The following is a 13791-nucleotide window of genomic DNA, read 5'->3' as shown; positions in this document are numbered from 1 at the left end:
TTCACCAAATAGAATCGGACACATAGCTAAAGAGAGAGAGAGAGAGAGAGAGAGAGAGAGAGAGAGAGAGAAGGCAACAACGGTTTCGGTTTGTCCTCATTTGTGCCTCCCCTTATTTTGCCGAAAGTTTTGAATGCATCATATGCCTACATATTTTTCTTTACAATATTCAGCACAATAAAAGTGAATAGGTATGAAAAGTTTATTGAAACGAAAATACGCTATATAAACAAGATCAGCTTATGAATCCCATTATGCTATACTTAATAAAACGATTCCATTTTTATAAAATAAAAAGGCACGAACATATAAATATTCACGCCTTTTTTCCAAAATTTCTTTTGCCAAAAAAGTAAAAATATTTTTTAATTTCCTTTGACCCTGTCATGGCATGTGGCTGTTTTACCTCTACACATGATGAAAATACAAATTTTTTCTCCAGTTCTCCATTGGCGGGCTTCATGGCTGAGACAGCTTATTGATTATCCTTTTGGAGCTTTCAAGAATTTTTCAGCCATTTCTAGAGCATAGCCTAAAAAAATATCTTTTTCAGCATGATACGATAAAAATACTTTTATCCCCACCTCCACCCTGCGCTTGCTCCCACCTTTCTGCCAGCCCCTTATGCAATCCAGCACATCGAACGGACGGAGTGTTTCCCGATTTTCCATAAGCGTTTTCCAAGGAAACAAAAAAGGGCCGAACCCATAACGAGTCCGGCCCTTGCCGTGTCAATCAAGATGGTTCCCGTGAAAGATCCATCACATCGAGCTTTATACTGTAGAGCAAAGGACGAATCCTCTGCTTTGCTTCCTTGCTTGGTTCGCCTGAAACGCCGCCTTAGGCGAGCTTCGTCTTGGCCAGTTCGACCAACTTGGCGAAATCTTCCTTCTGGCGAACGGCGAGATCGGCCAGAACCTTGCGGTTCAGAGCCACGCCAGCCTGAGCCAAGCCGAACATCAGCTTGGAGTAGGACAGGCCGTTTTCACGGGCGCCGGCGTTGATGCGCAGGATCCACAGCTTGCGGAATTCGCGCTTGCGCTGCTTGCGGCCCACAAAGGCGTACGCAAGCGAACGTTCGACAGCTTCGCGGGCAGTACGGTACAAACGGCTGCGGCCTCCGCGGAAGCCTTTAGCCATATCCAAATATTTCTTGTGCCTACGGTGGGCAGCAAGACCTCTCTTCACGCGCATGGAATTATCCTCCGATGCTTATTGGGAACCCGGCGAGGCGGAGATCATGCCAGCCGAGCACAGAAAAAAGGGTACTATCCGCTACGCTTAGGCGTAGGGCATCATCCGACGAACAGCTTTCACGTTGGTGGCATCCACCAAAGCGCCCTGCCCCAAACGCATCTTGCGCTTGGCATCCTTCTTGGTGAGGATGTGACGCAGGTTCTGTCTGCGACGTTTGAACTTGCCGGTGCCAGTGGTGGAAAACCGCTTGGCGGCACAACGTCTGGTCTTCATCTTAGGCATGGTCAACTCCTGATTTGAGGATCAATCTCACGGGGAATCCTATGGGGCACGGCACCCCACGCCTCCACGTCCGAAGACGTGAAGGCGCATGATGTCCTATTTGGACGCCGTTGGCAAGTGCTCGCAGGGGCGTGACCGCGAAAAAATCCGCTAATCTTCCTGAGCCGGAGCTTCCTGGGCGCCGCCCTTCTTGGCCACTGGCGTCAGCAGCATCTGAAGGGTACGGCCTTCCGCTCTCGGTTCCTGCTCGACCTTGCCCACGTCCTTGGTGTCGGCAATAACACGTTCGAGGATGCTCAGCCCGCGATCCTTATGGACGATTTCACGCCCGCGGAAGAAAACCGTCACTTTAACGCGGTCTCCATCCTCAAGGAATCGCTTGATATGCCGAACCTTGGTATCGAAATCGTGGTCGTCGGTCTTGGGACGAACCTTGATTTCCTTGATCTGCACCACGGTCTGGCGTTTCTTGGCCTCTTGCTTCTTTTTCTGCGTCTCGTACTTGAACTTGCCGTAGTCCATCACACGACAGACCGGCGGGTCGGCCGTAGCGGCGACTTCCACCAGATCAAGACCGTGTTCCTTGGCCATGGCAATGGCTTCATTACGGCCCAGAATACCAAGCTGTTCCCCTTCGGGGCCGATTACCCGCAGTTCACGGGCACGAATCTGTTCGTTCCGGCGCACGCCGTCTTGGGGTACATCCCGACGAGGCTTTGCATTAAGAGAAGCGATAGCTCATCCCTCCACGTTTGAACGGTTCCGCGCAGTCTTCCTGCACCAAGGCCGCCACTTCGTCCAACGACTTCACGCCCAGATTTTCTCCGGTGCGCAGACGGACGTTGACGCTGCGGGCTTCCACTTCCTTGTCGCCGACGACGAGGATATACGGAACCTTGGCAAGCTGGGCCTCACGAACTTTGAAGCCCAGTTTTTCGTTGCGCGTATCAACTTCCGCACGGATGCCCTGCTTCATCAAAGCCTCACAGGCTTCTTCCGCAAAGGCGTTCTGTGCGTCGGTAACTGTCAATATCTTGGCCTGCACGGGAGCGAGCCAAGTGGGGAATGCCCCGGCGTAATGCTCGGTAAGCACCCCGATAAAACGTTCCAGCGACCCCAGAATGGCGCGATGCACCATAACCGGGCGATGCCGCTCGCCATCCTGCCCCACATATTCCAGCTCGAAGCGTTCCGGCAACGTAAAGTCGCACTGGATGGTGGAGAGCTGCCATTCGCGGCCGATGGCGTCCGTCACCTTCACGTCGATCTTCGGGCCGTAGAAGGCACCGTCCCCGGCGTTGATGGTGTAGGACAGGTTCGCACGTTCCACAGCCTTGATTAAGGCGTTGGTGGCAAGTTCCCAAGCCTCGTCGGAACCGATGGCCTTCGCGGGCTTAGTGGAAATGACCACGCGGTACTGGAAGCCGAACAACGCCATCAGGTCGCGAACCAGCGCGATGACGCCGATGATTTCATCTTCCAGCTGCTCAGGCGTGCAGATGATATGCGCGTCGTCCTGCGTGAACTGGCGCACGCGCAGCAGGCCGTGCAGCACGCCGGACTTTTCGTGGCGGTGCACGACGCCGAGCTCGAAATACCTTTGCGGCAGTTCACGATAACTGCGCAGATGCGCATTGTAAATGAGCATGTGCGAAACGCAGTTCATGGGCTTGATGCCGTACATATCGCCTTCAATCTCCGTGAAATACATATTTTCACGGTAGTTGGCGTAATGGCCGGACTGTTCCCACAGCTCACGGCGCAGAATCTGCGGGCCCTGCACAAGCTGATAGCCGCGCTTGATATGTTCGCGGCGCAGGAAATCTTCAAGGATCGTGCGGAGCAGCATCCCCTTGGGCAGCCAGAAGACCATACCGGCGGCCACATCCTCATGGAACGCGAACAGATCGAGCTCCTTGCCGAGCTTGCGGTGGTCGCGGCGCTTGGCTTCCTCGATGCGGTTCAGGTATTCCTTGAGATCCTTGGCGTCGGCAAAGGCCGTTGCGTAGATGCGGGAAAGCATACGGTTCTTTTCGTCGCCGCGCCAGTATGCCCCGGCAACGGACAACAGCTTGAACGCCTTCACGAACCCGGCATTCGGGATGTGCGGCCCACGGCACAGGTCAACGAAATCGCCGTTCCTGTAGAGGGTAATGCTTCCGTCCTCAAGCCCCTCGATCAGCTCAACTTTGTAGGGCTCGCCCATATCGCTGAACAGTTTGACGGCGTCGGCCTTGGAAATATCCATGCGCTCGAACGGAACCGCGGCATCAATGATGCGCTGCATTTCCGCTTCGATGGCTTCAAACTGATCGGGTGAAAACGGGGTCTCCACATCGAAATCGTAGTAAAAGCCGTTTTCGATGGAAGGCCCGATGGTCACCTTGGCGGCGGGGAACAGCTTTTTGACGGCCGCAGCCATGACGTGCGCGGCGGAATGGCGGATGAGGCTCAAGCCTTCCGGGGTATCGGCGGTAACGGGAGTCAGGGTGAGAGTCTCAGCAGCAGTGGGGACAGGCGCAGTCAGATCCAGAAGCGTATCGCCGGCCTTGCAGGCAATCGCGGCCTTGAAGCGTTTTCCGCTCAACCCCTCTTTCAGAGCATCCGCACAGGACGCCCCGTCGGAGACCTCAACCATTTTTCCTTCTACCGAGACTTGCATGACAGCACCTTTTTGTTGGCTTCGGAGCTCATCCGAAAACAATAACAACGAGAAAAAAACAGGGAAGGAGGTGAACCTCCCTCCCTGTTCGGAGTCTTATGGTAGGCACGAGCAGACTTGAACTGCTGACCCCTTCCGTGTCAAGGAAGTGCTCTGCCACCTGAGCTACGCGCCTTCAACGTGATGCGAGAACTGCTTCTACGCATGTTCCCCCTTTCCGTCAAGCGTTTTTTTGGCTTTCTTTCAAAAATCTTTTTTTCCAGAGCCCGCACTTGCCTAACCCATTCAATCCTTTTATATTTGGCATCAGAAAAATTTCGGATCTCCGCCCACAGCACATGCGGGGATCATCCATCCCCAACAGGAATACCTATAATGTCAGCCCATTACCCTACCGACAAGGGCGTCGCCGCCCGCGTGGAAGAGCTTCTCCGCGAACAGCTTCTTGAGCTTGGGGAAGACCCGGCAACCCTCGCCCCTCACCTCATCATGCAAAACATGCAGTGCGAGGTCTACCCCGACGACTCCATGGTGTACGTCTGGAAGGACATCCCGATCCTCCGCGTCGTCCCCGAACGTACCGATACGGGCGTCATGTGGCGCATGTTCACCCGCGACGAGGGCGAACCGTTACAGTAGCAGGAAGGGCGGAACCTGTTCCGCCCTTTTCCTATGCCGAAAGGCCCCCTTCTTTTTGGCTGTGCCATAGAAAATGGTTGATGCCTTTTTCCTTGAAGTTCCAAGGGAATAGCCGACAAAATGCCTCAACCACGAAGCCCGCCAAGGGGAAAACTGGAGAAAAAGGCCGCATGTTTACCGCGCTCTGGAGATGAAACAGCCACATGCTATGACGGGCCTTCTTTTTAAAGGGCTCCCTTTCCCGCTAGACGAGGCTTCCGCCCTTCTTGGAATACTTCAGGATGCCCTCGGCGCAGCGGTATCCCAGGGCGCCCACCGTGCCTGTGGGATTACAGCCGCCGTTATGCGGGAAATTACCCGCACCCACCACAAACAGGTTCTCGGCGTCCCAGTGCTGCAGGTAGGCGTTCACCACGCTGTCTTCCGGGCTCTTGCCCATGACGGTTCCGCCCGTGTTGTGTGTGGTCTGGTACGGTACGATATTGTAATCCTTGGGGGTTGGTTTGGACACGACCGCCTTCGGGTTCATCGCTCTGGCCACTTCTTCGATTTTCTTAGAGATGAAATCGAAAAGGGCGCGATCCTGATCGGTGAAATTGTAGGTCATCCGCAAAAGGGGCAGCCCGTAGGCATCCTTGTAGGTCTTATCCAGAGAAAGATAGTTGCCCTTGCAGGCGATGGACGCGCCCTGTGCCCCGATGCCCAGGGAACGGTTGAAGTTGTACGCGGCGGACTTTTTGAACTCGGAACCCCATGTGCGCGTGCCCGGAAGGGCAGCGTTGCTCTCAATAGGGCGTTTGCCGGTCTGCGTCAGCGAAATGACGCCGCCGTGGATGAACTTGAGATCGGAGTGATCGAAGTTGTCGGCGTTGAAGTCGTCATAGCATATGCCGAGCGCGCCAGCCCCGGCGAAGAGGTTCATGGGTTCTTCAAAAAAGAGCGTCGCGCCGGGCGTAATCTGATAGCAATAGCCCCTGCCCAACGTGCCCTGACCCGTTTTCGGATCGTACTGCTTGCCGATCTTGGAAACCATGAGCAGTTTGGCGTTGTTCATCACAAAGCTTGACAGCACCACCACGTCGGCGGGCTGGATGAACTCCTCCAGCGTCAGCGTGTCGATATAGCGGACGCCGGTGACCTTGTTTCCCTTCTTCAAAATTTCCACCACATTGGCATTGCAGCGGATTTCGCAGTTGCCCGTTTTTTCGGCCACGGGGATGAACGTATTGTTGGGTTCCGCCTTGGCGTCATACTCGCAGCCGAAGCGCTCGCAGAACCCGCAGTACATGCACGGGTTGTGCGTGATGCCGTCCGGCGTGGTATAGGGTTCGGAAGCGATGGCGGCCGGGATCATATACGGATGGCAGCCCACCTGCTTCGCCGCCGCCTCGAACTTGGACAAAACGGGCGTTTTCACCAGAGGGGGCATGGCATACGGCTTGGAGCGCCTGCCGCCGAAATACCCCGGCTCTCCGGCAACGCCGAGAGCCATCTCGAACGCCGTGTAATACGGCTCCATCTCGTCGTAGGTGAGGGGGTAATTTTGCAGGATATACTCCTTGCCCAGCTTGTTTTTGCCGTACCGCTCATCCGTCATGGTCTTTATCTGGAAGTCATAGGGCGAAAAACGGAAATTCATGCCGTTCCAGTGCACGCCCGCACCGCCAAGGCCGTCGCCGAGCAGGAAAGAACCGAGCCTGCGCATGGGCAAGGCCCGCATTTCTTCCGTATTGCGGAACGTAATCGTCTCTTTGGACAGATCCTGCATGAGCCCGTAGTTGACGGCATAACGCCATTCATCGTGGATATCCTGAAAGTCCTCCACGCCCCTGCGGTCGCCGCGCTCAAGCCCCACAACGGAAAGCCCGGCTTTGGCGCACTCGGCAAGGGTGATGCCCCCAGCGAAGCCTACTCCCACAGCAACCACATCCACCTTTTTCAATTCTTTGGCCATGTCGTTCTCCTTAATCACTCCATGCTGGACAGGGACACGGGGGGCACCTTCTCAAAGGTTTCGCTGGTCATAAGGTACGTATAGGCCATCTGAGCCCCTGGGTACTCCTTCATGCGCCAGCCATCCATATTGTTGTTGCCGTTGTACAGCGGGTCGGCATACGCACCCGCTAGGACGGCACCTTTCAATAGGGAGAAGAAGTAGTCGGAGGTGAACCCCTGTGTGGGAAGCTTCCCTGCCTCGCAGTCCGTAAGGATCTGATCCTGCTCCGCCCCGCTCAATTGGGGGAAATCCTTTTTGAAGCGCTCCCGTGCGGCGTTGTTCAGCGCCAAGATGCCCTGCCTGAAGAGATCACGGCGCACAAGCGGCGTCTGATAGCCTTGGGTAGGGGCCCCCTTGAAGTGCGGCCCGGCGATGTATTCCCTCGCGTTGTAGCCGTAGGCGCCCGCAAGCTGGTTGTCGATAAAATAGGGGACGGCCAGCTCTTTGGCCCCGGGGCCAAGCTCGTCTTTGGGAAAAATCCGTTCGGCGGCATCCGACAGGGTGGAAAAGTCCAGCTCGTTAGTGAAGAACATCCGGGCACGGTTCAGCGGATTGGACGCAGCCGCGGCATGCCCCGAATGGGAGCTTCCGCCCTGCTCCGCCGCTACGGAAACGGTCGAAAGCCCCAGTGCCGCCGCAGCGCCTGTAACGAGGCCGGTGTACTGCAAAAACCTGCGTCTGCTGATATCTTTTTCATCAGGCATAAGAACGCCCTCCTTTTCCTCCGACGCTAAGGTTTCCACAAAAATATAACTATGATTTTCAGATGTTGCGTGAATTCATATCCAACAGGCATATCACGCGGCAATCCATTGAAAATCGACGCGCTGTGCGGCTGTCCGCGTGCAGTTCCGGAGGAATCCCCTTTAACTTTATAACCCCACGCTATCCCCGGACAGGGGCGTCCAAGTCATGGAATGAAAAGCTGCGAACAGATCAAATAAACGGACGGCCTCAATACGGAACCGCCCGTTTCATTGATCCTGTCATCCTGTGCCCGATTAGACGTTACTTTTGTTATAGATGGAACGCCAAAGGCCATTTTCTATGCTGAATACTGCCGTGCTCCCAAGCATTCAACCAGCATACCCACACAAAAGGATTCAAACCGCGTGCCGAAAGCCCTGCCGTACCCAATTGCCCGCCTTATCCCATTCGGTCTCAGCGGTACATCAAAAACGAACCCGTATGAATAAACAAGGCTTTGTCACAGGATATGGTTGTTTTATCTCATTAATATAGTTATTATATGACTTTATTCAGTTTTTTCACTCACGGAATCCATGACTAAGGCATTCTATTGGTTATTTTCCTTTGGGCTCAAAAAAATAAAATATCAATCTTTTCTTTATGATACGGCCATAAATAAAAAGGCTGTGTCATAGAAAATGGCTGTTGCTTTTTTCTTTAAAGTTCCAAAGGAATAACCAACAAAGTGCCTTAACTATGGATTCAGCCAACGGAAAGCGAATAAAAATGACGTATTTTCACAATGTTACAGATACAAAACAACCACATCCTAATAGAGCCAATAAAAAAGGCTCTGTTATAGCATGTGGTTGTTTCATCTCCACAATGCGGTCAAAACACAGCCTTTTTCTCCGGTTTTCCCCTTGGCGGGATCCACGGCTAAGGCATTTTATCGGTTAATCCTTTGGAACTTTAAAGAAAAAAGCATCAACCAATTTCTATAACACAGCCTAAAAAAAGCCCCCCCCGCCTAGCGGCGGGTTTTCTCCATACAAAAAAGCCCTTATGGAAATTCCATAAGGGCCTAAATTTCTGGTTGCGGGGGCAGGATTTGAACCTACGACCTTCGGGTTATGAGCCCTTTTTGACAGAACTTGAAAGAGTTAGACACAGCTGGATAGACTTTGATTTATTTTTATTCTCAATAAGTTATCAAAAATAAGACTTTGCCGCGCATTGACTTGAATGGTTAGAAATTGACGGTGTGGTTAGAAATAGGTTAGAAAAATTTTGCCGGTTAAAACCTGCTCCCGCGTATGAACCACAACCCAAGGCAGTTCATGGCTACCCAAAAACGGCGATACCACCCAAAAAAATGGGCTGGCGTTTATGTGTACGAAACGTCAGAAATGTATAATGGCGCGCCTGACCTGTGTTTCTACATCACGTTTAAATCCGGCCGCCGCCTCATCTGGGAAAAGGTAGGCAAAATTTCCGAAGGATACGGGCCGGACGTGGCGGCGGAAATTCGCGCTGATCGGATAAAGGCCATCAGACATGGCGAAGAAGTCAAAACCGCCAAAGAACTCCGCCGCGAACAGGCGGAGAAAGACAAGCCCTTTGCCGAAATTGCGGATGCATATTTTGACATCAAGGGGCCGACCCTCAAAGGGTTGACCACGGATCGCAACCGTTACCTCAAACACCTCAAACCGCTGTTCGGCAAACGAAGCGTCTCGGAAATCACGCCCCAGATGGTGGAGGAGCTGCGCAAATCCCTGAGCGAACGCAAACCGGCCACTCTCTGGAATACTCTTGAGCTTCTGCGGCGCATCATCAATTTTGGCGTCAAGACCAACCGCTGCCCCAATCTTGCCTTTCAGATCGAAATGCCCGTTAAGGACAATGAGGTTATTGAGCATCTGACGCCGGAAGAAACTCGCCGCTTTCTGGATTGCGCCCGCACATGGCCAGCCCGCGATGTGGGCAATATGCTCCTGCTGGCCTTTTTTACCGGTATGCGGCGCGGGGAGATGTTCAAACTGCAAGATGAGGACGTGGCCTTTGACCTCAAGCTCATTCGTTTGCGCGATCCCAAGGGCAGAAAAACCCTCTCCATCGGCATGAGTTCCCTAGTGGAAGAACTGTTACAAGAACAAATGGCATGGCGTGACGAACATTTTCCCGGCAGCCCCTATGTTTTCCCCGGCAAAAACGGCGAGATGCGCAAAGACTGCACAGCGGTTGACCGCTTCCGCAAGGCGGCGGGCCTGCCGCCCAAGTTCCGGCCCTTCCACGGGCTGCGGCATCACTTTGCCGTAAGCCTCGCCAACAGCGGCAAATTCAGCATGGACATGATCTCGGAAATGCTGACACACAAAAATGTGGATTTCACCAAAAAGAAGTATGCCCAATTCCTGCCGGAGACCTTGGCCGCTGCCAGCAACGCGGCGGCGGACATTCTCTCCGGCCAACGGTAGCTTTTGCGGCTGTTCCGATTATCGTGTACACATGGTGAGGAAAAAGATAGTATTGTAAGGAGCAGGCATGGCATTCACACTTCAAACGCTCAGGGAACAGGCCGCCGCAGGCGAGGACAGCACACGCCAGTTCAAGTCCCGAATCGACAATGCGGATTCTCTGGCTGCGGAAATGGCCGCCTTCGCCAATGCCAACGGCGGCGTCATATTTATCGGCGTGCAGGATGATGGAACACTGTCCGGTATAACATCCCGAGAATTGCATGATGCGAACCAGTTGATCGGCAACGCCGCCAGCCAGCATGTCCGCAGCCCGCTTGTGGTGCAGACGCAGAACATTCTTCTTGAAAATGGAAATGTGGTTATCGCCCTGACCGTTCCTGCAGGAATGGACAAACCCTACTTTGACAGGAAAGGCGTTATCTGGCTGAAAGCCGGGGCGGACAAGCGACGTATCAATTCAAAAGAGGAACTGCGCCGTCTTTTTCAGTATACCAGCCAATTCCATGCCGATGAATTGCCCACAAAGGCGGGCATTAACAAACTGGACAAGCTGCTGTTCCGGGATTTTTTGAAAAAGCGGTATGACAGTGACTTCCCGGATATCCACGCAGAACAACTGCGCCTGCTGCAAAATCTGAACCTCGCCGCTGGCGATGGAAATCTCAATCTGGCCGGAGTGCTGCTTTTTGCCGAACAGCCGGAGCTGATTTTTCCGCAGTTCGTGGCAAAAGGCGTCCGCTTTCCGGGAATTGCCGTTCATGCCGACAGCTACGATGACACCGAAGATTTTGAAGGCCCGTTGAGCAGACTTTTCAAGGATGCCCTGGCTTTTGTCATGCGCAACCTGCACAAGGTACAGGGCAAGAATGGCGTCAACTCACCGGGCACGCCGGAAATACCGGAACAGGTTTTTGAGGAACTGCTGGTCAACGCCCTTGTACACAGGGATTATCTTGTCAGCGCGCCCATCCGCATTTTCATTTTTGATGACCGCGTGGAAATCATCAGCCCCGGCACGTTGCCGAACAATCTGACCATAGCCAATATCAAAGCCGGCAATTCCAATATCCGCAACCCTATCCTGATTTCTTACGCCGCCAAGGGGCTTTTGCCCTACCACGGCATCGGCTCCGGCATTCTGCGCGCTCTTAAGGCATGGCCAGATATTGATTTTGAAGACGATCGGGAGAGTTCGCTGTTCAAGGCCATTGTACGCAGAACCCACCGACCTGCGGAAAACACTGGGGTACTTGCACCAGAACTTGCATCAAAAACACAAAATTTGCACCAGAAACAAGGGCTTTCTGATGCAACTCTGCGCGATATTGCACCGGGAATTGCACCAGAACTTTTTGCGCTCCTTGAGCGTATCTCCGCCAATCCGCGCATAACCACAACCGAACTCGCTACTGTTCTAAACGTGAGCCGACGCACGATTCTTTACAGAACAACCATGCTCAAGGAAAAGGGCATCTTGCGCCGCATCGGTCCCAGCAAGGGCGGACAATGGGAGATTCTCCCATGAAGTTTGTTCCCAACGGTTCGATTATCAAATTTCTGCTGATTGCTGTTCTGAGCTGTGGCCTTGCCTTTCTCGTGGCATGGCTGACGACCATGTTTACCGTTATTAAACTTACGCAAGGAGTTTCACTTGCAGGAGTAGCGCTGATACTGCTCTGGTGCGTCGTGATCGGCGGGGCCGCTGTTTGGAGCATCTGCGCCTTTTGTGCGCTTTATGTGGGAACATGGCGCAAACATCACGTTGATCACGCAATCCGTCTGAGTGAAGCCATGCTCATGCTGCATGCTTCCACGAACCATGAACAGTTGGAAGCGCTTCGCCATTATCGTATCCGGGTGTTCAAAAGTCATGAAGCAATCCCGGCGGGAGGAAAGCTCGGCGTGGATTGCCGCGAAGTTTCCAACTTTCTTTCTCCCATGCTCTTTGGGTTCAATAAGTTTTTTGCTCTCGGCTCGCCCGAATATTGTTGCGATGCCACACAACTTTCCGCGATTGTGGAGGAAAATCAGACGCGCTGGTGTGGCGAAAGCAGTGTAGCTCCAAGCTGTGATGCCGCAAAACTCAACAGGGAGATTGAAGAGCTGAAAAAGAAATACAAGGAAATGACGGAGAAATATACCAGCACAGCGGGACGAGAAGGCAAATTAAAAAACGAAATTGAACAAATGGAAGCACATATACACATTCTTGTCACATTAGCAAATAAGGTTACCAGAGAATTCACCCACCCACTCGCCAAACACGAAATCACGCGCCAATACAAGGAAATTGGCAAGACGTTGGGGGTTGAAAACGCTCCGGGCAATTACATAGAAATTTTTCGCAGGGCAATGCCGAAAGAGTATATCAACCACGGCGGAGCGCCTATTCAAAATCCCTGAAAGGCAAGAAACCTGACCTGCTCAGGTTCGCAACCCTCAACTTGTCCCCGTTATAACATAGTAAAATAACATAAAAATTATCAACCTCCCTTTCTTAGGCCTAAGAAAGGGAGGTTTTGTTTCGCCTTTGCTAACACCCCGTCTGTTCAGCGTTTTCCTCTGGGCATAGGGTGTGTTCTCTCCAGATGCTTCTGGATGGATTCACACACTTCAGCCTGAATACAGGGAGATGCTGATGGCGACCAAAAAATTATCACCACAAGAAGTTGCCGACATGTACGGCGTGAAGACATGCACACTGGCCCGCTGGCGCTGTAAAAAAGTTGGCCCGCGCTACGCCAAGCTCGGCAGCCGTGTCATGTACGACATAGAAGACCTTGAAGACTGGTTTGCGTCACGCTGCGTCCATACCAGAGATTCCGCCCCTCAATTGAGGAAGCGATAATGAGCGCCGACATTCTGCACAGTTTTGCCGAGTGTCTGCGTGCAGCGGGGCTGGAGATCGAGGTCGTGCAGGCCGACGGCCTCCTGCACCGCTGTGGCACAGCGGACCGGCCCCATCGCAAGGACGGCGCGTACAAGGCGTTTCTGGATACTCCGGCCTCCATCTGGTGGAAAAACTGGCGCACCGGCGATGAAGGTACATGGACATACAAGCCAGAAAAAGAACTGACCGCCGCCGAACGGGATGCCCTGCGTGAACGCATCCGGGCCATCAAAGCGCACAAGGAAACCGAGCAGAACCGCCGCTGGCAGGCCGCCGCCAAACTGGCCGCGAGCATCTGGAACTGTTCCCGAAACGCCGGGGACGACCATCCCTACCTGCAACGGAAGGGAGTCCCGGCCATCGGATTGCGCCGGACAAAAGACGGGCGTCTGATTATCCCTGTTCTGAACCAGTCCGGCAGGATACAAAGTCTGCAATTCATCCTGCCGGAACAAACTGCCGAGGGTACGGACAAGTTCTTTCTCAAGGGAGGACGCACGGCGGGAGGCTTCTTTTCCTTTTCCACCGAAGACAGGAAGAAAGACGGTCCCCTGCTGATTGCCGAGGGGTATGCTACAGCGATCAGTCTTCATCTGGCGACCGGTTATGCATGTCTTGTGGCCTTCAACGCCGGGAATCTGAAAGCCGTGGCCGTCATGGCCAGAGAGAGGTATGCAAAGCGTGAAATCATCCTCTGTGCCGATAACGACACGGAGACACAAGGGAATCCCGGCAAGAAGATGGCCTCTCTGGCGGCTCAGGCCGTGGGCGGCAAGCTGGCCGTCTGCCCGGTTCATGAAGGCAAGGCGACGGACTTCAACGACCTGCACCGGCTGCGTTCTCTTGAGGCTGTCCGGGCCGTTGTGGAAGAAGCGCGAAAGCGGGATGACGACTGCCCCATGCCGGAAGGCTTTTTTCTGGTGAAGGAAGGCAGACGCGCCGGGCTGTACAA

At 53.6% G+C, this 13791-nt stretch carries 13 protein-coding genes and 1 tRNA gene; 6 read left to right on the top strand and 8 right to left on the bottom strand.

Annotation, left to right across the window (positions count from 1 at the left end; translation table 11 throughout):
- Positions 1-482: 482 nt before the first annotated feature.
- The 6 genes from ACZM8Y_RS04390 to ACZM8Y_RS04365 all read right to left on the bottom strand — a co-directional run bounded on the left by ACZM8Y_RS04390 (position 483) and on the right by ACZM8Y_RS04365 (position 4316).
- Complete coding sequence (locus tag ACZM8Y_RS04390) at positions 483-671, bottom strand: hypothetical protein (RefSeq protein ID WP_479858575.1); 189 nt, start codon at positions 669-671, stop codon at positions 483-485.
- Between the two features lie 169 nt (positions 672-840).
- On the bottom strand, positions 841-1194 hold the full coding sequence (gene rplT / locus ACZM8Y_RS04385; RefSeq protein WP_005030649.1) for a 50S ribosomal protein L20: 354 nt from the start codon (positions 1192-1194) through the stop codon (positions 841-843).
- An 87-nt stretch (positions 1195-1281) separates the two neighbouring features.
- Complete coding sequence (gene rpmI / locus ACZM8Y_RS04380; RefSeq protein WP_005030647.1) at positions 1282-1479, bottom strand: 50S ribosomal protein L35; 198 nt, start codon at positions 1477-1479, stop codon at positions 1282-1284.
- A 150-nt stretch (positions 1480-1629) separates the two neighbouring features.
- Positions 1630-2214 (bottom strand): translation initiation factor IF-3, encoded by a 585-nt coding sequence (infC, locus tag ACZM8Y_RS04375; RefSeq protein ID WP_337430933.1) that lies wholly within the window; start codon positions 2212-2214, stop codon positions 1630-1632.
- On the bottom strand, positions 2201-4141 hold the full coding sequence (gene thrS / locus ACZM8Y_RS04370) for a threonine--tRNA ligase (RefSeq protein ID WP_479858576.1): 1941 nt from the start codon (positions 4139-4141) through the stop codon (positions 2201-2203). Before thrS ends, infC begins: the two co-directional genes overlap by 14 nt.
- A gap of 99 nt (positions 4142-4240) precedes the next feature.
- A tRNA-Val gene (locus ACZM8Y_RS04365) sits at positions 4241-4316 on the bottom strand.
- A 200-nt stretch (positions 4317-4516) separates the two neighbouring features.
- On the opposite strand from ACZM8Y_RS04365, the gene ACZM8Y_RS04360 reads away from it, so the two are divergent.
- Entirely contained in the window at positions 4517-4780 is a 264-nt protein-coding gene (locus tag ACZM8Y_RS04360) for a hypothetical protein (RefSeq protein ID WP_302554166.1), read from the top strand.
- A 244-nt stretch (positions 4781-5024) separates the two neighbouring features.
- Here ACZM8Y_RS04360 and ACZM8Y_RS04355 read toward each other — a convergent pair whose 3' ends face one another.
- Entirely contained in the window at positions 5025-6734 is a 1710-nt protein-coding gene (locus tag ACZM8Y_RS04355) for a GMC family oxidoreductase (protein WP_479858577.1), read from the bottom strand.
- Positions 6735-6748: 14 nt separating this feature from the next.
- Entirely contained in the window at positions 6749-7480 is a 732-nt protein-coding gene (locus ACZM8Y_RS04350; protein WP_302554164.1) for a gluconate 2-dehydrogenase subunit 3 family protein, read from the bottom strand.
- 1377 nt (positions 7481-8857) lie between these two features.
- Here ACZM8Y_RS04350 and ACZM8Y_RS04345 point away from each other — a divergent pair.
- The 5 genes from ACZM8Y_RS04345 to ACZM8Y_RS04325 all read left to right on the top strand — a co-directional run.
- Positions 8858-9946, top strand: coding sequence for a tyrosine-type recombinase/integrase (locus ACZM8Y_RS04345; protein WP_302293624.1), 1089 nt, complete (start codon positions 8858-8860; stop codon positions 9944-9946).
- Positions 9947-10013: 67 nt separating this feature from the next.
- Positions 10014-11474, top strand: a complete 1461-nt coding sequence (locus ACZM8Y_RS04340; RefSeq protein ID WP_482333587.1) for an RNA-binding domain-containing protein — start codon at positions 10014-10016, stop codon at positions 11472-11474.
- Positions 11471-12352 carry a hypothetical protein gene (locus ACZM8Y_RS04335; RefSeq protein WP_482333585.1) on the top strand — a complete coding sequence of 294 codons (882 nt, stop codon included), beginning with the start codon at positions 11471-11473 and terminating at the stop codon, positions 12350-12352. The genes ACZM8Y_RS04340 and ACZM8Y_RS04335 overlap by 4 nt, the downstream gene beginning before the upstream one ends.
- A gap of 235 nt (positions 12353-12587) precedes the next feature.
- Positions 12588-12797, top strand: a complete 210-nt coding sequence (locus ACZM8Y_RS04330) for a helix-turn-helix transcriptional regulator (RefSeq protein ID WP_072335615.1) — start codon at positions 12588-12590, stop codon at positions 12795-12797.
- The coding region (locus ACZM8Y_RS04325) for a toprim domain-containing protein (protein ID WP_489501597.1) at positions 12797-13791 on the top strand (995 nt) is incomplete at its 3' end. The genes ACZM8Y_RS04330 and ACZM8Y_RS04325, both read left to right, overlap by 1 nt.

This window comes from Bilophila sp., assembly GCF_057864385.1.
This window is presented reverse-complemented; position numbering and strand designations above follow the sequence as displayed.

Excerpts from the sequence above, each read along its gene's own strand:
- ACZM8Y_RS04330 (WP_072335615.1), top strand. The coding sequence starts at position 12,588 with ATGGCGACCAAAAAATTATCACCACAAGAAGTTGCCGACATGTACGGC.
- ACZM8Y_RS04340 (WP_482333587.1), top strand. The coding sequence starts at position 10,014 with ATGGCATTCACACTTCAAACGCTCAGGGAACAGGCCGCCGCAGGCGAG.
- ACZM8Y_RS04335 (WP_482333585.1), top strand. The coding sequence starts at position 11,471 with ATGAAGTTTGTTCCCAACGGTTCGATTATCAAATTTCTGCTGATTGCT.
- rplT (WP_005030649.1), bottom strand. The coding sequence starts at position 1,194 with ATGCGCGTGAAGAGAGGTCTTGCTGCCCACCGTAGGCACAAGAAATAT.
- ACZM8Y_RS04390 (WP_479858575.1), bottom strand. The coding sequence starts at position 671 with ATGGAAAATCGGGAAACACTCCGTCCGTTCGATGTGCTGGATTGCATA.
- ACZM8Y_RS04355 (WP_479858577.1), bottom strand. The coding sequence starts at position 6,734 with ATGGCCAAAGAATTGAAAAAGGTGGATGTGGTTGCTGTGGGAGTAGGC.
- ACZM8Y_RS04360 (WP_302554166.1), top strand. The coding sequence starts at position 4,517 with ATGTCAGCCCATTACCCTACCGACAAGGGCGTCGCCGCCCGCGTGGAA.
- rpmI (WP_005030647.1), bottom strand. The coding sequence starts at position 1,479 with ATGCCTAAGATGAAGACCAGACGTTGTGCCGCCAAGCGGTTTTCCACC.
- ACZM8Y_RS04350 (WP_302554164.1), bottom strand. The coding sequence starts at position 7,480 with ATGCCTGATGAAAAAGATATCAGCAGACGCAGGTTTTTGCAGTACACC.
- thrS (WP_479858576.1), bottom strand. The coding sequence starts at position 4,141 with ATGCAAGTCTCGGTAGAAGGAAAAATGGTTGAGGTCTCCGACGGGGCG.